Source organism: Caenibius sp. WL, from assembly GCF_019803445.1.
Classification (GTDB): Bacteria; Pseudomonadota; Alphaproteobacteria; order Sphingomonadales; family Sphingomonadaceae; genus Caenibius.
In genome coordinates, this window is sequence record NZ_CP081844.1 from 1,851,721 (window position 1) to 1,866,374 (window position 14,654).

Sequence of the window (14,654 nt, forward strand, 5' to 3'; positions counted from 1 at the left end):
CCTTGAGTTCGAAAATTCCAGTCCAGTTGTTCATCGTGGATTCGTTGAGCACCGCGCCCGGATCGCAGCCGGAGCGTCGAAGCTTGTTGAGTTTCTTGATCAGCAGCTCGACAGCGTGAGCCGTGGGCCATGCGCCCTTCTCGTTCCTCATCGCGAGGAAGGCGTTCCACGGCTCAACGGGCACCCAGTCGGGGATCTCCGGCCAGCCGTCATCTCGGGTGTGCGAGGGGGCTGGATCAGCAGGCTCGTCATCGTCTGCGGGGGGTAGGGGGGAATCTACTATATCTATTGTTCCCTTGTTCCCTTGTTCTTTTATGTCCCGCTGCTGTCCCGCTGCTGTCCCGATAGGTGTCTCGCTACCTGTCCCGCTTTCGTCACCCGAAGATTGGTATTTCTCATAATTACATATGGTTATGATGAGGCGGCCTGTCCCGCTGTCTGTCTCGATCATTGTCTCGGTTTTTAAACGGGTGATGAATCGCTCGGTCGCGGACTTTTTCCACCCCCAAGCATCCGCCAACTCACGGATAGAACAGCAAAATTGGCCGCGATTGAGAGTGACGGTCTTGCCATGAACGTTGAACCGGGTGGGCTTCCAGCACGCCTTGGCAATCATCCAGAACCACGCGTAAAAGCGTGCAGGATCGCCACCAATGATATGGTGATCGAACGCATCACGATCGAGGCGAACGAAGCCGCTCACATTGCACCCCGCCAGCGTTTGCAGGTTGAGGCAGTGTGGCGGTCATACGGCACGCCACAGTTGAAGCAGGGATCGCGTTTCTCGATCCTGATTGCACTTGCCGCGATGTCCGCATCACGCTTCGCCTGAACGCGCGGAACGGTACGCACCGGATTGACGATCCGCTTGCGCGGTGTGGGCAGCGGGGCGGTCACTTTACCTGTGCTTAGGATGGTTACGATCCGGCCGTTTGTCCGGGTGTCAATGTCGATCCATCCCTTGCGAGCGATGGTCCCCATCACATTGCTGATATTGGTCGCGCTGTGGCCCAACCGGTCGGCAATCCTGGTGTTCGATGGGCATTTCGCGCCAACGTTGGCTGCCTCGACGAGTATCTCGAAGATTGCCGTCTCCGTGGCGCTGAGCGGCTTCCTGGTCACAGCGCGCACTCCTTCGCAGCGCGGCGCACACGCATACCGAACGTGGTGAGAAAGCGACCAGCAGGACCAGCTTCGACAAGGCCGAGCAATTGCAGGTCGCGGATGAGCGCACGGTCGGTAACGGCGAACACGCCGCGCATGTCGATGGCATCGCACAGCGCGATCAGGTGGCGACCGTCCAGAAACCGGGCGAACATGACCGGATCGGGGATGGCGCGGAGCGATCGCAGCGCATCTTCGTAGGCGCGCTGCCATTCCTCGGCCTCGCTGAGTGCTGGCGCAGGCTGCTGTTGCGGATTGGCAGATTGTGGGGCGGTCATGCGGCGACACTCCCAGCCTGAACCTCGTCCCAAGCCTTCGAGATGCGCTCCACAGCGGTCAGATAGTGGTGCTTCTGCCGCTCTATCCCGACGAAGCGCTTGCCCGCCTTGATCGCGGCAACGCCGGTGGAACCGGTGCCCATGAACGGATCGATGATGCTCTCGCCGTTCACGTTGCGGACGATCTTGTCCATCACCGCGTCGGGCTTGACCGTGGGGTGGCCGAATTTCAGTTCGCCGCGTGGAGAGAAAGCTTCAATCTGGCGATCGAGGTCGGCCAAGCTTCCGGCAGGATGGAACCCCTTGCTCCATGCATGGATGTAGAATTCGTTGACTGGGCGATAGTGCTTGTTCGCGACCGGCTGCGGGTTGGTCTTGCGCCATGAGCAGAGAGCAAACCGCTCAAAGTTACCGTCGATATAGGGTAGCAGCTTTGGCAATTGGTCGTTGTGGCAGAACACCACCACGGAACCGCAGAGCAGCGGATTGATAATCGCGTGCTCGAAACCATGGTGGAGACCTTCGTCTATGATCTGGTCCATGCCCTTTCGGGCCGCGCGATACATTCCGCCACCTTCCGCTCGGAATTCGTATGGCGGGTCCATCACATCCGCATCGAAGCGGCCGAGAGCAGGACGGATGACGTAGGCGTCGCCCAAGTAGAGCGTCGCCGGGCCGATGTGTGACATCGCTTCGATCATGCTGTGGCACTGCCGAACATCGGCCGAAGCGTCTCATTGGCGAGCCACGGCGGCATTATGTGGTTGAGTTGCAGCGCGTAAGTCAGGATGCCGATGGCATCGCCTTCGTCGTCCTTGCGGGGCGCCATGCCGAGCTGGCGGCACCGCTCCATCGTCAGCGCCTTGAGTTGGTCTCTAGCCGAGACCTTCTTGCCCAGAGCCTTGGCGCGCTTCCGGGCATCGGCAGAGGTTTGCCGCGCGATGTCCTCACCAATGAACGCTTTTCGCCATAGGCCGACATTGATCGCCTTGGTGCGGCAACCCATGGCATGGCCGAAGCTTTCGGCATGGGATGATAGGCCGGTAGCCAGGCGGATCGCGTGGATATTGGTCGCGCCGCTGAGATTGGCGGGATGGATCGGCTCTTCGAAGTAGATCCAGTCGAACCGGGCCATCATGCGCAGTTCGGACAAGCACTGGTGCAGCTTCGCGAATACGCCGCCATCCGTGGTGTATTCGCTGCCCAGCCGCCAGTGGCCGTACCGGGGACGATCGGTCTCGCCATCCCAATAACACCAGCCCGTCGATGCCTTGCTGAGGTCGAGTGACAGAAGCCGCATATCAGGCTTCCGAGTGAAAGCCGGAGATCACAAAGCGTCCGCGCCGCGTGATCCCGGTTGCGACGTAGAGGATCGTTGGCCCAAGACCGCCATAGATATGGCGAACCGCTTCGATGCGTTCGGCGCGCTTGCGTTCGATCGCTTCGGCCTGGCGCAATCGACGCGCGATCTCGCGCTTGCCCTGATGCGGCATATACCGGCCATCGCCGACATGTTTCCAGCCGGGGGCATAGCGAGTGCGGCCCATATGATGCGGGGTGCGAATGCCCATGCCGACCGAGGCTGCGGCTGCGGCGACGAGTTTTCCAAGGAAGCTCATGTATCCTCCAGATCCAGTGTCTATCCTCGGGGCGGCGGCTACGGGGCATGGGCCGCCGCCCTCCGGGAGAAACTGGAACGTCAGTGGGTTGACGCCTCGCTTCCCACAGCGCCGAGCCCGTCGCCCGGGCCATCCGGGATCAGGTCGGCGGTGTCACTGAAATCTTCGGGATCGGCGTCGTCATCGTCGAAATCGTCATCGTCTGGGGTGTTGAGTGTCGCCAACTGGCTGCGCGAACGCGATCCGATGGGAATGACGCTGCCGCCGTCCTGGCCCTGTGCTTTCGTGACCAGATCAGTTGGAAGTTCGACACCAGACACCTCAAACAGCATGTTGAGGGTCAAAAGCCGATGATCGCGTTTTGCGTCTTCTTCGTCGAGTAATCCAATTACGAATTCCAGGTCCTTTCGAAGCACGTTGCAATCGTCTTTGATGCGTTTGTATGGGTCCGACAGATCGCCTTTGATTGTCGCCATGTGCGTCTTTTTCGGCGCGATCTCGTTCTTGTAGATCTTGAGCGCGCCGGCGGCGTCAGGACGCTTGTACTCGCCGCTGATATCGCCGCTGTCTTCGAACTCTTCTTTATTCGCTCGGGCCATGTTGCCCTCCTTTTCTGTGGTGGTGAGGCGGGGGATGATTTCGCTGCGTGCGGTTGAATGGGGAGAGTTGCCCCCGCATCCGGATCAGCGTGCGGAGGCGTCAGCCAGCCCCATCATCCCTTTTTCGCAGCCGCCTTGGCCTGCGCCGGATTGGATTTTCGGCTGCCCGCACGGGCTTGCCGGGCCGCATTGGCCTTGCTCAGCGCGGAGGCACGCTGCGCCTTGATCGCTGCCAGTTCGTCGATTTGGGGCCGAAGCGATTGGATTTGCCGCATTAGGCTGAAGTTCGCTGCTTCGACGCTTTGCGCCCGCATCGAGGCCGCCGTCTGGGCTGTGGCCGCTTCACGCCGGGCCACCAGTGCCCAGGCCGTGACGGCCCAGGAAATGACGATGATCGCGATGATAAGAATATCCATTGTCCCGTCCTTATTCTGTGGTTTCAGGGGATGGCCCGCAGCCGCACTTCGTCGCGGCGCTGGCGGAGAAAGTCGGCGACCTTGAGAATGGTATCGATCGAGCCATTCGCTTCGAGGGCGCGCACGTCGCGGTCGCGGCAATCGCCATCGCACAACAGGTCGATAAGCTGGGGCAGGGTGGCGGCCAGTTCGGAGGGCACCCGCGCCACATCGAGCATCATCGCCGTGTCCTGCACCGCACGCATGCCGAGCAGCGCGAGCACGGTATTCAGGCCATCGGGCCCGAACCGTTTGCCCAGCTTGAGCCAGTTCATCAGCGATAGGTCGTGACGCTTGTTCTGGGCGTTGTTGACCGTCCCGGCGGAGACGCCCCATTCGTCGGCCATGTCCTGATCCGACCAACCGTTGCGCAGCGCGGCGACGGATGCGGCGACAGCAACCTGCACAGAGGTTTGATTGAGCGAGGGAATATCCCTCAACCCATTATTGACCGACATCGGTATCTCCGTTGGCATGGAACGTGGAATTGGAAACGGTGTGGGGCTTCGGCGCCCGGGCGTGGTGGTGCCGCCAGTGGGTCAGCGCCGCCGTGCGCAGAACGGCGCTGCGGGGGCGGCCGGCCGGCAGGGGGCGGATGCCGTCTTGTGTCACGCCGCCTCCGACGAGGGGGTGGGGGGGGATTCCAGCAATTCCTCAAGCCGCTCGGGAAGTTCGTTTCCAGAAGCTCTGGCTGCCAACCGGATGTGCGCCATCCGAGATGCGGGAATACCAATCGACCGCCAGCTATGGACGGTTGATGTGGGGGCCTCAATCATATTGGCAGTGGCAGTGGTGCCACCAAGATGATCGATAACGGCGTTCGCAATTCTATCCATGGAAATGGATATGCGATAATCGGAAGTTTATCGCAAGTCGAAACTTCCGATAATCGCGATTGCGAAAATCGGAAATGGCTCTTCAATAGGCGTATGGTTCAAGGATCGAAATTGCAGCCTGAGGTGGCAGATGTGTTCCGGCGTTTGGATGCTTTGAATCTCAAACAGAGATCGCTTGCAGAGGCGATTGGTATTGAGGAAAACAAGGTATCCAAGGCGCGGAGCGGAGAGCGCCAGCTCAAGGCGCCCGAACTGCTTGCGGCAATTTCTTGGCTCAGCGACATGGAGGCCCGGCGGCATCGTCCGGTCGCCGATCTGCCCGTTGCCCCACCCGAGCAAGCTTATGTGCCCGTCGAAGTGCTACCAACTTACGGTGGCGCTGGCGGTGGCGGAACTGGCGACGGGGACCGCGAAACAGCTTTGGTTCCACGCGCGCTGATTGTGGATGTCCTGCGCGGAAAGCCAGCGGATTTCCTGCTTATCAATGTGCGCGGAGACAGCATGGAGCCCGATTTCCATCACGGCGATCAGATATTGGTGGACCAGCGAGACAGAAGCCCCGCGCAGCCAGGTCCTTTCGCCCTTTGGGATGGCGAGTGGGGCGAATATGTCGTCAAGAATGTTGAACGTGCACAGGACGGACATGTCCGCATTTTCTCAAGTAATTCCAAATATCGCGAAGTGATTGTGGAGAGTGAGCAGACGCGCATCATCGGGCGGCCGGTGTGGTTTGGCCGGAGGCTGTAGGTCATTTGCAGTTGGGGGGCATATGAGTTTGAAACGTGCACTTCGAAAAATCGATTCACTTCACACTAAAATCTATCAAGAAATAGATCGCTTCGAGAATCTGGAAGATCGAATTGAGGATTGCGTAGATAACTGCGAAAATCTCGATTTAGATAAGATCCGGGATGTTGATTATATAGTTGCAGCCTCTGCGCACAAAGCTGCCTGCGATGCGTTGCGAAATATATCGCAAGCGCACGCTGAGATAGTGAGCAAGATGCAGGAAATCGCCTGGGCATTGGATGACGCCACCGATCATATTAATTCAATGACCGCGTAGTATCAGGAGACACGGAACATGCGTTGGCGCACACATGTTGCATTCGTTGTAGCTGCTTATGGGGTAGCGGCTCATGGGCAGGAACCAGTAACACTGTGGCGTGACATCCAGGTTGGGATGTCTGCAGCAAAGGTGTGGGAATTATATCCTGAACAAAAAGGTGCGGTTCATCACAAGCCCAAGTTGACCCTCATTGAGGGTGTGCAAGAAGTCGGCCGCTGCCATCCTGATGTGCATGTTGATCATCCGAATGGGGTTGTAGACAAGGTTATCATTTACAGCCGCTATCGAGGCTTCCCAAAAGAAACGTGCGGGGGCGAAGCCTACAAGGCTTTGCTCGGAAAATATGGCTCGCCTCACGGAGACGATGAGGCCGGGCGTCCGACCGGCGGCGTCGTGTCGTCCGGGCTATTCAGGGGGCTGGACACTCGCCGCATCCAGCGGGACACAAAGCAGACCTGGGTGAGCAATGGTGTGCTGATCACGTTTGAGCGTTGGGATGCTGGCGGCAATGATCGGTGGTTCATCACTTACGAAGCGTCGCGGGACATTGGGCTTTGAGGACACTGTGGCCGCGAGCGTCGATCCTGTCACGGTCCTAGGCAGTTTGGGCTGAACCAGCGGAGGGTAAATGGCAATCGAATGGAGTGCGGCAGCGCTTTTTGCGCTGGTATTCGTTGGGGCAGGCGTGGCGCTATCAATTGATAATCTGGCGCGGAAAAATGAGGGGGCCGCATGGCACGTCCTTCGGCGGATTGGCGTCTGGCTCTTCTGGATAGGCGTCGCCGTGTTCGCGTTGGCCTTCTTCATCCCTGATACCATCCCCGAAGCGCCGCGTAGCAGTTACGGAGAGTCGATCGATCTCGATGCTTACCGCGCACAATTGCAAACCGCGCAGAATTACGCCCGCATAAGCGCGCTGGCGAACTGGCTTGCGAACAAGGCGATTGCCGGCGGCTTTCTGATGTGGCTCGCTGGTCGCGTAATCGACGCGTTCCGCCATCCGGAACATTACTGAATGCGGCTCGGGCTGCTGGTGATCGCGCTCGCCGGGATCGTCTCAATTGGTGCGGCGCCAGTGTCACCACGGCAAGATGAACGCGCCGCCGAGCATGGAGAGCGCAAAGACTCCACCGGTGAGAAAGAGAAACCTCCCGTAGCGAGGTTCGGGATCGCCAACGTCCCCCAGCGTCCAGTCGAACCAGCGGGCGAAGATCGCAAAGGCGACAGCATTCAGGAACAATCCGAACGCGATACCGATCCAGCGTGGGTATCCGCTAAAGCCGCCCGTGATGCCGCTGATTATGCTTTCTGGATGAACTGCATCAGCCTCAGCGGTCTTGTTGTTGGCGGCCTCACACTCGCTGCTGCTTGGCGTGCCGCTCATTGGGCCAAGGTGGCCGCCAGTCATACCGAAATTGCTGCTGAGGAAGCGAGAAGGGCTGCCGATGAGGCGAGTGATGCCAATCGCATTACAGTTCAGTCGCAGCGCCCATGGATCGCGATCAGTTTCGAACCGATCTTCGCGGGTTGCCGGGATGGCATTTTTTCCGTCGAAGTTGCTGTAAAATTTCACAACGCGGGGATGAGTCCCGCCATCGCCACGTTTTTCGCTGCTGATCTTTTGCACACGACCGGCTCTTATCGTGATGAGATCGAAGCGTGGTTCAACAGCAACCGGAAGGTTGACTACAGTTCGGAAAGCGCAATTCTTCCCAACGAAACGGTCGAGCGACGCATCAGCTTTATGGAGAAGGTTGAAAATGTCTCTTACTTCCGGGATGCTCAAATGAGCGGCGTGTTCTTGGCGGCCCTTGCTTCGGTTGAATATGGCCCGGTCGGAGAAGGGATTGAAGGCAGAAGCGAGGCCGCTCGCGCTGCCATTCTTCAAAGGCGTGTTCGCATGAAGGGACGAGCGGATGAGGGCAATATTCTGTCCTCCTTTCCGGTAGGGGAGTTCACTTGCCAACGGGAGGAACTTGTAATCGACATGTTGGCCCACGATCGGATCGGTTGAATGACCAAGCGCAGCCATCGCGAGCGAGAGAAGGATAGAGAGCAGGGGCATGAACTGCTTCTTGCATGCTGACGGTCCATGATCGCAACATAAAATTCCGATAATCGCATTTTTAAGTTGTCAGACTTCCGATAATCGCACATAGCTTCTCCATCAACCGATGGAGAGCGGCGTGCCCGATTCCTCACAATCACAATCTCACCAGCGCTTCGACGGCAGCGTCGTTCGCAGTCTGGCGCCTTGCAAAGGCTGGTCGCTGTGGTCGTTCGACGACCAGGACAGCGATGGCTTTTGGACGAAGCGGTATTTCGCGCGCTCGGCGGAGCGGGACGAGCTGCTTGCCGTTGACCGGTTCGAATTCGATCCGACGCAGGAACGGTTCGATTGGCTCGTTCGCAGCGGGTTTCCGGCTCCCCGGTTAAGCCCGGTCACGGGCGCACAGTGCCCGTGGAACAACGTCACCATCGACGCACTGATCATCGACGCTGAGATTGAAGCGTCGAGGGCGGCAGCATGAGGCGCGCGCCCTTGGCCTACATCGTCATCGAGACGCGCGGCGAGCCGATCAAGCACGCGGTAGCCGACACGGTCTCTCAGGCACAGTTCGAAGCCGATCTGCGGATTCTGTCCGCCTACGACAAGGCGGCGGCGCTCGCCCGCATCCTCGATCGCGTGGCATTCTGGGGCTCGATCGTGCTGGCGGTTGCCGTCACGGCGTACCTCGGCGTCCACGCCATTCTCGGGCTCGCCCGGCAGGGGGTGCTCCCGTGGTGAGCCCGGTTTCCTTGACCCGCCGTCAGCAGGACTTGCTGCGCTTCATCGCTGGCTACCAGCGTGCGTATGACGGGATTTCTCCCAGCTATGCTGAAATGTGCGGCGCGTTGGGTCTTGCCAGCAGGCAGAATGTCATTCGCCTGATAAACGGCCTGCAGGAACGTGGCCACGTTCACCGACTGACGGGCCGGGCGCGCGCCATCCAGATATTGACGCCAGTTGCCGTGCCGTGCGCGCCAGACGGTGCGCCTCTCTTTGCCGTGCCTATGCCGGAGGCGCGCTGGTGAACGACAATGACCTCCAATCTGTCGTCGAGGACCATGTCTATACCTGTTGGTGCAACGGTCTGGGCATCAAGGCGACGATCATCGCGATCAAGCGCGTCTGCGGCGTTCCGCTCACATTCGATCAGATTCACCGGCGCTTTGTCGTCTTTTCCCGGAGCGAAGCCGCATGAACATTATCCAATCGATCACCGCCCCTGAACCTATGCGCGAAGGCGAATATCCAATCATGCATATCGTCGGGATGAAGTCCGGTGGCCACGTGGTCACCAATATCGAGTACCGCGTGGAAAACTACGGCGACCATGGTTTGGCTTGGTATGATGTTTTCGCCGGAGACATCCTGATCGAAAGCATGGCCGCCCGCGATGTCGGCTCGATCAGCTATCAGACTCCGCAGGTGCCAGAATGACGGCACTTCTCATCCATCATCATGGCGCGCCCGAAACCATGTTCGGTCATCGCCGTTTCATCGGTTCACCGTCTCCCCGCAGTGCAGCCATCCCTCCGGCTGCACCCGGCCACCGCTCGCGCATGGGCGGTGGCCGGACATCCCCGGCGATCGACAATCAGGCGGCGCTGGTGCCGCAGGTCATTGCGGAAAGAGTGCGGAGGCATGCGGCGGCCAATCCCGATCTGGTGCGCGACCTCTACGCCAACTGCGAGCGCGCGCCGCTCGGGTGGGAGACACGGTGATGACCGAAGAACTAAAATTCGCCGTTCGCATAGCAATCGAAGGTTGCGATGACAGGACCGTCATCGACTTGGAAGTGTCCGCATCTGAGCGGGATTTCCTTGAGCGCCTGTCGGGTCTTTCAAAGGAAGCCAGCACCTACATTTGCCAGCCAACGCTGGGGCTCGCCCACCGCCAAGCCGGTGATGTAGCGTGATGCTGTTCGCCTCGATCGTTGGTGCCATCATGGCCGTCACATCCGCAATCTGTGCCATCCCGGCCATGTTGAGGCTCGTCCTGTGACTGGCCGCAAGTCCATCATCTACGGCGAAACCGAAGTTCGGCCAGTCCATGTTCCCGGTGCCGTCGATGTCACGACGCCGGTGGCCGGATACTACCGCTACCGGCTGCGCGCAGGCGCGGTTAAGGGCGGCGTCAAGCTTTGGTACGGCCCGCCGCTCGATCCCGTCACCGGCGAGGAACTGGACCGTTCGTGGCGGTGGCAGGCTCAGTTTGAGGGCGAATACGTCGACTTCGACCGAGTCTGGCCCGCCTGCGCTGGCGATCCGATCACGCCCGCCGAATACGATCAATACATCTCGCGCAAGCGCTGGGCCGAGAAGCACGCGCCCGGCAGCGCCTACGCGAACCGCGCCAAGCGGATCGACCTTCTTTCCCCTGACGAACCCCTGCCTTTTTAGGAGCCGACACAATGCAAACCAACACGGCCAACCCGCCCATTCTTCTTAGCAAGATCGACGCGCTCTCATTTGCAGCGCAGCAATTGGACGAAATGGTGATGAGGATCGGTGTGGCATCCCAAATGCTTGATCTCATCGAATCTATAGCGGCGCAAGCGCCGGGCAAATCCGACGAAGCGTCCAAGCTGCTCGATCTGCGGTCCAAGATTCCCGAGCCTGAAATCCAGCGCAGGGCGATCGGTGATGCTGCGAAGGCGATCCGTGATCTCGTCCTTGAAGAGCGCCTGATCGCTGCTCACGCGATGTCCACTCTCTGAAAGGATCGTCATGCCCATCACGACCAAATCGAAGCCCGAGGCGGAAACCGCTCGTCTGCCAGGCGAAGCGCCTGCCAGCATGGGCCACAACAGGCCTCCCCTGGATGAGCAGGTGAAGGCAGAGTTTCGCGAGGAATTGCTGCGCGATCACCCGCAGTTCATGGATACGTATTCGGCGCTGATCGCAGCCGCTGAGCGAGCCACCGCGACCGATGACGAAACGCTCGGCAAATGTGGCGACCTGGTCCGGCGGTGTCGCGCGCTGATCACGCACATCAATGACACGCATAAGCTTGTGAAACAGCCGTATCTCGATGGCGGCCGTGCGGCCGATGCCGAAAAGAATGCGCTGATCGTTGATGTCGAAGCCGCGAAACGCACGGTGGAAGGCGTCGGCAACGCTTTCGTTGCGAAGCGAGACGCGGAGCGCCGGGCCGAGCAAGAGCGTATCGCCGCCGAACAGCGCAAGGCGGCCGAGGCGGCAGCGGCTGCCGAGCGAGAAGCCGAACGGGCCGAACAGGCGCGGATCGAGGCTCAGCGCAATGCCGCCAACGATGAAGAGCGCAGGGCTGCGGAAGAAGCTGCCGATGCAGCAGCTATTGCTGCCGAAGAGGCGATGTCGGCTGCTGCTCTTGCTCCGGCTGCCGCGACCACGCCCGAGCCGGTGCGTTCCGATGCTGGTGCTGTCGTGTCGGGCAAGAAGGAATGGAAATCCGAAGTCACGGATTACGAAACCGCGTTCATCGCCGCCGATCTGGCGAACGATGAGAACGTCCGCGACGCCATAGACAAAGCCATCGCACGCCGCGTCCGCGCCGGCACCCGCGAGATTGCCGGTTGCCGCATCTGGCCTGTCGCCAAAGCCAATTTTCGCTGAATTTCGCAGAAGGATACACATTGATGAATACCGCTCGCAGCCGCGCCATCGCCAACGAGAGCGCGCAGATCGAAGCCAGCCAGTCACGCGCCATCGCCGCGCGCGAAGAGAACCGCAGGCCGCGCAATGCGCTTGAAGCGATGGCCCAGCGCCTCAACATCTCTGCTGCCGGATTGAAGAACACGCTGAGTTCGACTGTGTTCAGTGCTTGCCGCTCGGAAGAAGAGTTCATGGCGCTGATCGTCGTGGCGAACGAGTACGGCCTGAATCCGATGCTGAAGGAAATCTATGCCTTCCCAGCGAAGGGAAGCGGCATCGTCCCTATGGTTTCGGTCGATGGCTGGATTCGCATTATGAATGAGCATCCTGCCTTCGACGGGATCGAGTTCGAATACACGAACGACGAAGACGGCAATACCGAGGCGATCGAATCCATCATCTATCGCAAGGATCGCGCCCATCCGATCAAGACGATCGAATACATGGACGAATGTGAGCGCAACACTGATCCGTGGAAGAAGTCTCCACGCCGAATGCTGCGCCATCGTGCACTGATGCAGGGCGCGCGAATTGCGTTCGGCTTCTCTGGCATCGCTGCAGAAGGCGATGAGGAAGAGTTGGGCCAGGTAATCGATATTACGCCGCAACAACCGAAATCGCTGCCGACTCAGGCGCAATTGGCAGCAGAGCAGGGGGATCAGGCTGCACGCGTCGATGAAACGACCGGCGAGGTGTTCGAAACTGACGAGCGCGGCATGTCGCAGGTCGATGAGGAAACTGCACGCGCTCTGGATGCAGGCGAACAGCAAACCTATCACCCCGACGCCACATACACCGGTGCGAAGCCTGCGAACGCCGAGGCTGGCGAGACGTGGTTCAACCCGGACGATGGCAACTTGCGCTACGCCCATCAGACGGCGCACGGCATCAAGTGGTATCTCAAGCCGCAGCAGCCCAGCGAAGCGGAGATCGCCGAGCAGACCGCGAAGGACATCGACGGGCCGCTGGACGATAAACCCGCCGAGGATGCCCCGGCATGGCAACCGCATGTCGACCGAATCCGCAATCTGATCGCCGACGCGCAGGACAGGAAGGCCCTGAACGCGGCCGACAGCGAATTCGTGAAGATCAGTGTTGGCCTGCCGGATGATGTTGCCGATCAGATCGAAGGCGAGCTTCGCGAAGCACGCCGGGCCCTTGCTGCCGGAAACGGGGAGGGCTGAGCGATGTCGGTCGGTCCGTTCATCGTCTGGTCGCCCGATGGCCAGAGCAACCCGTCGAAGCAGCACACCAGCCACAAGGCGGCGTGTCACGCGGCTTGGGAGATGGCCAAGGCCAACCCGGGCACCGAGTTCTTCATCATGCAGCGCAAGGGAAAGTCTGCGCTAGTGCCTGCGGATGCCGCTCAAGATGCGGAGTCAGCGAATGTCTGAACAAGAAACCATCGCGGCGGGTGCCATGCCCGATGGCGAATATGCCATCGTAGAAGCCCTCGGGCACCGGACGCTTGTCGGCCGCGTTTGTGAAATCGAACGCTTTGGCACCAAAATGCTCCAGGTAGAGCCGTTGTTTGGCAGCGTGATGCTGGGGCCGGTCCTGCTCGGCGGGGGATCGATCTACCAATTCACCCCGTGCTCGGCCGAAATAGCATTCTCCCGCCGTCCGCAGGCGACCTACCAGCTTCCGGCGACCGTTGCAGCGACGATTCCGCCCTTTGTTTTGCCGTCGAACGAAGAATTACCGACTTTTCTGGTCGAAGGCGGTGAATATTTGGATGCCGAAGATGCCAAGAGGCCGTTCTGATGCCCGGCGGCGATCTTTACACCCTCGCGGGCAAGCAGGTTCTGTGCGGAGGCGAGCACTATGCCGACGCCGCGAACGAGCTGGCCGCGGAGATCATCGTGGGCGCTTTGAACTGCGACGGCAGCGGGATCGTTTCGGTCCTACGCCGGAATGAAGCCGAAACGGTCGCTGCGGATATGCGCGCCAAGCTGCCGACGCTGACCGGGGCGAAGGGTTTACCGCTGCGGGACGATGATCCGGCTTGGGCAGACGTGGTGCAGCACATCGTGCGGCGTGCGGCCGAAGTGGTCGGGGCGAGGGGGCAATCATGACCGATAAGCCCGTGCTCGATACGATCGTGATCGAGAAAACGAAGACGTACCAGCAGACCCGCGCGCAACTTGGGCGGATTGGTCCAATCGTGATGGAAACGCCTCGCGGTCCTGTTGAAGTCGAGGATGCGCCCGGCTTTCTTACGATGCAGGTCGATCGTGAGGGTGCGCCGCATAGCATCGCCGTGCTCGTTTACGAGCCACGGCCCGGGAAGGGCAGGGGGCTCGTTGTCCAGATGGATGCCAACTCTGCGAGGGCTGTAGCGGCTTCGCTAATGATGATGGCTGATCGTCTCGAAGCGGTGGACCTGGACTCATGACATGGCTTGGCAACCCAACCCCGGCCATTGCCCGCCAGAAGCTGACGGCACCGCTGAAGGCAAAGACTTCCGCGTTCATGTCCGGCTGCGCTGTGGCTACGACACCAGGCGCAAAGAGCCCGCTGGCTGGCCCGCAACAGGTCGCGGCGCGTGCCGCTGGACGCTCACGGGCCACCGCTGCGATATCGTTGAATGGGAATTGATCGGATGACAGACCGCCCCGTCACCCCCCCGACCCCCGAAGAACTGGCGCTGGCGAGGAAGATCGTAGGTCGCCAACTCCGCATGGAACCCGAGGACACCACTTGGTGGAATGAACTTCCGGAGGTCCAAGCAGCCCTAGCCGCCATCCAGCAGACAACGGAACTGGCTGTGAAGCTTGCCGAGCAACAGCAGCAGGATTTCCTCTCACCGGAGTATGCGACTGGGCAGCCGCTGTCATCGTTTCAGGAACGGTTTGCCTGTGGCCAGATTGCCGAAGCCCTCCGCACCAACGCCCACCTGAAAGGCGAAGCAGATGACGCCCCTTCCGGGAAGGAGGCTGTGTGATGCGATCGATC

30 protein-coding genes and 1 pseudogene are annotated in these 14,654 nt (G+C 60.1%); 21 read left to right on the forward strand and 10 right to left on the reverse strand.

The window, feature by feature from the left end:
* Positions 1–28: 28 nt before the first annotated feature.
* The 10 genes and pseudogenes from K5X80_RS17290 to K5X80_RS17295 form a co-directional block, all read right to left on the reverse strand.
* A pseudogene (locus K5X80_RS17290) lies at positions 29–616 on the reverse strand (phage replication initiator YdaU family protein); the annotation flags it as partial.
* A gap of 83 nt (positions 617–699) precedes the next feature.
* On the reverse strand, positions 700–1,122 hold the full coding sequence (locus tag K5X80_RS08755) for a hypothetical protein (protein ID WP_222557369.1): 423 nt from the start codon (positions 1,120–1,122) through the stop codon (positions 700–702).
* A complete protein-coding gene (locus tag K5X80_RS08760; RefSeq protein WP_222557370.1) occupies positions 1,119–1,442 on the reverse strand; it encodes a hypothetical protein in 324 nt (107 codons plus the stop codon). The genes K5X80_RS08755 and K5X80_RS08760 overlap by 4 nt, the downstream gene beginning before the upstream one ends.
* On the reverse strand, positions 1,439–2,143 hold the full coding sequence (locus K5X80_RS08765; protein WP_222557371.1) for a DNA methyltransferase: 705 nt from the start codon (positions 2,141–2,143) through the stop codon (positions 1,439–1,441). The genes K5X80_RS08760 and K5X80_RS08765 overlap by 4 nt, the downstream gene beginning before the upstream one ends.
* Positions 2,140–2,742 (reverse strand): hypothetical protein, encoded by a 603-nt coding sequence (locus tag K5X80_RS08770; RefSeq protein ID WP_222557372.1) that lies wholly within the window; start codon positions 2,740–2,742, stop codon positions 2,140–2,142. The genes K5X80_RS08765 and K5X80_RS08770 overlap by 4 nt, the downstream gene beginning before the upstream one ends.
* Before the next feature lies 1 nt (position 2,743).
* Positions 2,744–3,061, reverse strand: a complete 318-nt coding sequence (locus K5X80_RS08775; protein ID WP_222557373.1) for a hypothetical protein — start codon at positions 3,059–3,061, stop codon at positions 2,744–2,746.
* An 80-nt stretch (positions 3,062–3,141) separates the two neighbouring features.
* A complete protein-coding gene (locus tag K5X80_RS08780; RefSeq protein WP_222557374.1) occupies positions 3,142–3,660 on the reverse strand; it encodes a hypothetical protein in 519 nt (172 codons plus the stop codon).
* A 113-nt stretch (positions 3,661–3,773) separates the two neighbouring features.
* Positions 3,774–4,076, reverse strand: coding sequence for a hypothetical protein (locus K5X80_RS08785; RefSeq protein ID WP_222557375.1), 303 nt, complete (start codon positions 4,074–4,076; stop codon positions 3,774–3,776).
* A 23-nt stretch (positions 4,077–4,099) separates the two neighbouring features.
* Positions 4,100–4,573: a hypothetical protein gene (locus K5X80_RS08790; protein WP_222557376.1), complete on the reverse strand. Its 474-nt coding sequence runs from the start codon at positions 4,571–4,573 to the stop codon at positions 4,100–4,102.
* 150 nt (positions 4,574–4,723) lie between these two features.
* Positions 4,724–4,951, reverse strand: a complete 228-nt coding sequence (locus K5X80_RS17295; protein ID WP_502778224.1) for a carph-isopro domain-containing protein — start codon at positions 4,949–4,951, stop codon at positions 4,724–4,726.
* On the opposite strand from K5X80_RS17295, the gene K5X80_RS08795 reads away from it, so the two are divergent.
* From K5X80_RS08795 to K5X80_RS08895, 21 genes are all read left to right on the forward strand, one after another.
* A complete protein-coding gene (locus K5X80_RS08795) occupies positions 4,919–5,698 on the forward strand; it encodes a S24 family peptidase (RefSeq protein ID WP_222557377.1) in 780 nt (259 codons plus the stop codon). The genes K5X80_RS17295 and K5X80_RS08795 overlap by 33 nt on opposite strands.
* 22 nt (positions 5,699–5,720) lie before the next feature.
* A complete protein-coding gene (locus K5X80_RS08800) occupies positions 5,721–6,017 on the forward strand; it encodes a hypothetical protein (RefSeq protein WP_222557378.1) in 297 nt (98 codons plus the stop codon).
* A gap of 18 nt (positions 6,018–6,035) precedes the next feature.
* Positions 6,036–6,578 carry a hypothetical protein gene (locus K5X80_RS08805; protein WP_222557379.1) on the forward strand — a complete coding sequence of 181 codons (543 nt, stop codon included), beginning with the start codon at positions 6,036–6,038 and terminating at the stop codon, positions 6,576–6,578.
* Between the two features lie 70 nt (positions 6,579–6,648).
* Complete coding sequence (locus tag K5X80_RS08810; RefSeq protein ID WP_222557380.1) at positions 6,649–7,035, forward strand: hypothetical protein; 387 nt, start codon at positions 6,649–6,651, stop codon at positions 7,033–7,035.
* On the forward strand, positions 7,036–8,034 hold the full coding sequence (locus tag K5X80_RS08815; protein WP_222557381.1) for a hypothetical protein: 999 nt from the start codon (positions 7,036–7,038) through the stop codon (positions 8,032–8,034). It abuts the gene before it with no gap.
* A gap of 172 nt (positions 8,035–8,206) precedes the next feature.
* A complete protein-coding gene (locus K5X80_RS08820) occupies positions 8,207–8,551 on the forward strand; it encodes a hypothetical protein (RefSeq protein WP_222557382.1) in 345 nt (114 codons plus the stop codon).
* An 11-nt stretch (positions 8,552–8,562) separates the two neighbouring features.
* Positions 8,563–8,808, forward strand: coding sequence for a hypothetical protein (locus K5X80_RS08825; RefSeq protein WP_222557383.1), 246 nt, complete (start codon positions 8,563–8,565; stop codon positions 8,806–8,808).
* Positions 8,809–8,819: 11 nt separating this feature from the next.
* Positions 8,820–9,095, forward strand: coding sequence for a LexA family protein (locus K5X80_RS08830; protein ID WP_222557384.1), 276 nt, complete (start codon positions 8,820–8,822; stop codon positions 9,093–9,095).
* The gene (locus tag K5X80_RS08835; protein WP_222557385.1) at positions 9,092–9,265 is read left to right on the forward strand and encodes a hypothetical protein; all 174 of its coding nucleotides are present in this window, start codon (positions 9,092–9,094) and stop codon (positions 9,263–9,265) included. Before K5X80_RS08830 ends, K5X80_RS08835 begins: the two co-directional genes overlap by 4 nt.
* Positions 9,262–9,504, forward strand: coding sequence for a hypothetical protein (locus tag K5X80_RS08840; protein ID WP_222557386.1), 243 nt, complete (start codon positions 9,262–9,264; stop codon positions 9,502–9,504). The genes K5X80_RS08835 and K5X80_RS08840 overlap by 4 nt, the downstream gene beginning before the upstream one ends.
* Entirely contained in the window at positions 9,501–9,788 is a 288-nt protein-coding gene (locus K5X80_RS08845) for a hypothetical protein (RefSeq protein WP_222557387.1), read from the forward strand. Before K5X80_RS08840 ends, K5X80_RS08845 begins: the two co-directional genes overlap by 4 nt.
* Entirely contained in the window at positions 9,788–9,982 is a 195-nt protein-coding gene (locus tag K5X80_RS08850; protein ID WP_222557388.1) for a hypothetical protein, read from the forward strand. Before K5X80_RS08845 ends, K5X80_RS08850 begins: the two co-directional genes overlap by 1 nt.
* Positions 9,983–10,064: 82 nt before the next feature.
* On the forward strand, positions 10,065–10,466 hold the full coding sequence (locus tag K5X80_RS08855) for a hypothetical protein (protein ID WP_222557389.1): 402 nt from the start codon (positions 10,065–10,067) through the stop codon (positions 10,464–10,466).
* Positions 10,467–10,477: 11 nt separating this feature from the next.
* Entirely contained in the window at positions 10,478–10,783 is a 306-nt protein-coding gene (locus tag K5X80_RS08860) for a hypothetical protein (RefSeq protein WP_222557390.1), read from the forward strand.
* Positions 10,784–10,793: 10 nt separating this feature from the next.
* Positions 10,794–11,660: a hypothetical protein gene (locus K5X80_RS08865; protein WP_222557391.1), complete on the forward strand. Its 867-nt coding sequence runs from the start codon at positions 10,794–10,796 to the stop codon at positions 11,658–11,660.
* Between the two features lie 23 nt (positions 11,661–11,683).
* Positions 11,684–12,883, forward strand: coding sequence for a recombinase RecT (locus tag K5X80_RS08870; protein ID WP_222557392.1), 1,200 nt, complete (start codon positions 11,684–11,686; stop codon positions 12,881–12,883).
* 3 nt (positions 12,884–12,886) lie between these two features.
* Positions 12,887–13,093, forward strand: coding sequence for a DUF2188 domain-containing protein (locus K5X80_RS08875; RefSeq protein WP_222557393.1), 207 nt, complete (start codon positions 12,887–12,889; stop codon positions 13,091–13,093).
* Positions 13,086–13,463: a hypothetical protein gene (locus tag K5X80_RS08880; RefSeq protein ID WP_222557394.1), complete on the forward strand. Its 378-nt coding sequence runs from the start codon at positions 13,086–13,088 to the stop codon at positions 13,461–13,463. Before K5X80_RS08875 ends, K5X80_RS08880 begins: the two co-directional genes overlap by 8 nt.
* A complete protein-coding gene (locus K5X80_RS08885; protein WP_222557395.1) occupies positions 13,463–13,774 on the forward strand; it encodes a hypothetical protein in 312 nt (103 codons plus the stop codon). Before K5X80_RS08880 ends, K5X80_RS08885 begins: the two co-directional genes overlap by 1 nt.
* Positions 13,771–14,094, forward strand: a complete 324-nt coding sequence (locus K5X80_RS08890; RefSeq protein WP_222557396.1) for a hypothetical protein — start codon at positions 13,771–13,773, stop codon at positions 14,092–14,094. The genes K5X80_RS08885 and K5X80_RS08890 overlap by 4 nt, the downstream gene beginning before the upstream one ends.
* 192 nt (positions 14,095–14,286) lie before the next feature.
* Entirely contained in the window at positions 14,287–14,643 is a 357-nt protein-coding gene (locus K5X80_RS08895) for a hypothetical protein (protein WP_222557397.1), read from the forward strand.
* Positions 14,644–14,654: the final 11 nt, after the last annotated feature.

Bases quoted from the DNA above. Each gene is read 5' to 3' on its own strand.
- K5X80_RS08760 (WP_222557370.1), bottom strand. From the start codon at position 1,442: ATGACCGCCCCACAATCTGCCAATCCGCAACAGCAGCCTGCGCCAGCA.
- K5X80_RS08765 (WP_222557371.1), bottom strand. From the start codon at position 2,143: ATGATCGAAGCGATGTCACACATCGGCCCGGCGACGCTCTACTTGGGC.
- K5X80_RS08770 (WP_222557372.1), bottom strand. From the start codon at position 2,742: ATGCGGCTTCTGTCACTCGACCTCAGCAAGGCATCGACGGGCTGGTGT.
- K5X80_RS08775 (WP_222557373.1), bottom strand. From the start codon at position 3,061: ATGAGCTTCCTTGGAAAACTCGTCGCCGCAGCCGCAGCCTCGGTCGGC.
- K5X80_RS08780 (WP_222557374.1), bottom strand. From the start codon at position 3,660: ATGGCCCGAGCGAATAAAGAAGAGTTCGAAGACAGCGGCGATATCAGC.
- K5X80_RS08785 (WP_222557375.1), bottom strand. From the start codon at position 4,076: ATGGATATTCTTATCATCGCGATCATCGTCATTTCCTGGGCCGTCACG.
- K5X80_RS08790 (WP_222557376.1), bottom strand. From the start codon at position 4,573: ATGTCGGTCAATAATGGGTTGAGGGATATTCCCTCGCTCAATCAAACC.
- K5X80_RS08795 (WP_222557377.1), top strand. From the start codon at position 4,919: ATGATCGATAACGGCGTTCGCAATTCTATCCATGGAAATGGATATGCG.
- K5X80_RS17295 (WP_502778224.1), bottom strand. From the start codon at position 4,951: ATGGATAGAATTGCGAACGCCGTTATCGATCATCTTGGTGGCACCACT.
- K5X80_RS08800 (WP_222557378.1), top strand. From the start codon at position 5,721: ATGAGTTTGAAACGTGCACTTCGAAAAATCGATTCACTTCACACTAAA.
- K5X80_RS08805 (WP_222557379.1), top strand. From the start codon at position 6,036: ATGCGTTGGCGCACACATGTTGCATTCGTTGTAGCTGCTTATGGGGTA.
- K5X80_RS08810 (WP_222557380.1), top strand. From the start codon at position 6,649: ATGGCAATCGAATGGAGTGCGGCAGCGCTTTTTGCGCTGGTATTCGTT.
- K5X80_RS08815 (WP_222557381.1), top strand. From the start codon at position 7,036: ATGCGGCTCGGGCTGCTGGTGATCGCGCTCGCCGGGATCGTCTCAATT.
- K5X80_RS08840 (WP_222557386.1), top strand. From the start codon at position 9,262: ATGAACATTATCCAATCGATCACCGCCCCTGAACCTATGCGCGAAGGC.
- K5X80_RS08845 (WP_222557387.1), top strand. From the start codon at position 9,501: ATGACGGCACTTCTCATCCATCATCATGGCGCGCCCGAAACCATGTTC.
- K5X80_RS08850 (WP_222557388.1), top strand. From the start codon at position 9,788: ATGACCGAAGAACTAAAATTCGCCGTTCGCATAGCAATCGAAGGTTGC.
- K5X80_RS08860 (WP_222557390.1), top strand. From the start codon at position 10,478: ATGCAAACCAACACGGCCAACCCGCCCATTCTTCTTAGCAAGATCGAC.
- K5X80_RS08865 (WP_222557391.1), top strand. From the start codon at position 10,794: ATGCCCATCACGACCAAATCGAAGCCCGAGGCGGAAACCGCTCGTCTG.
- K5X80_RS08870 (WP_222557392.1), top strand. From the start codon at position 11,684: ATGAATACCGCTCGCAGCCGCGCCATCGCCAACGAGAGCGCGCAGATC.
- K5X80_RS08875 (WP_222557393.1), top strand. From the start codon at position 12,887: ATGTCGGTCGGTCCGTTCATCGTCTGGTCGCCCGATGGCCAGAGCAAC.
- K5X80_RS08880 (WP_222557394.1), top strand. From the start codon at position 13,086: ATGTCTGAACAAGAAACCATCGCGGCGGGTGCCATGCCCGATGGCGAA.
- K5X80_RS08885 (WP_222557395.1), top strand. From the start codon at position 13,463: ATGCCCGGCGGCGATCTTTACACCCTCGCGGGCAAGCAGGTTCTGTGC.
- K5X80_RS08890 (WP_222557396.1), top strand. From the start codon at position 13,771: ATGACCGATAAGCCCGTGCTCGATACGATCGTGATCGAGAAAACGAAG.
- K5X80_RS08895 (WP_222557397.1), top strand. From the start codon at position 14,287: ATGGGAATTGATCGGATGACAGACCGCCCCGTCACCCCCCCGACCCCC.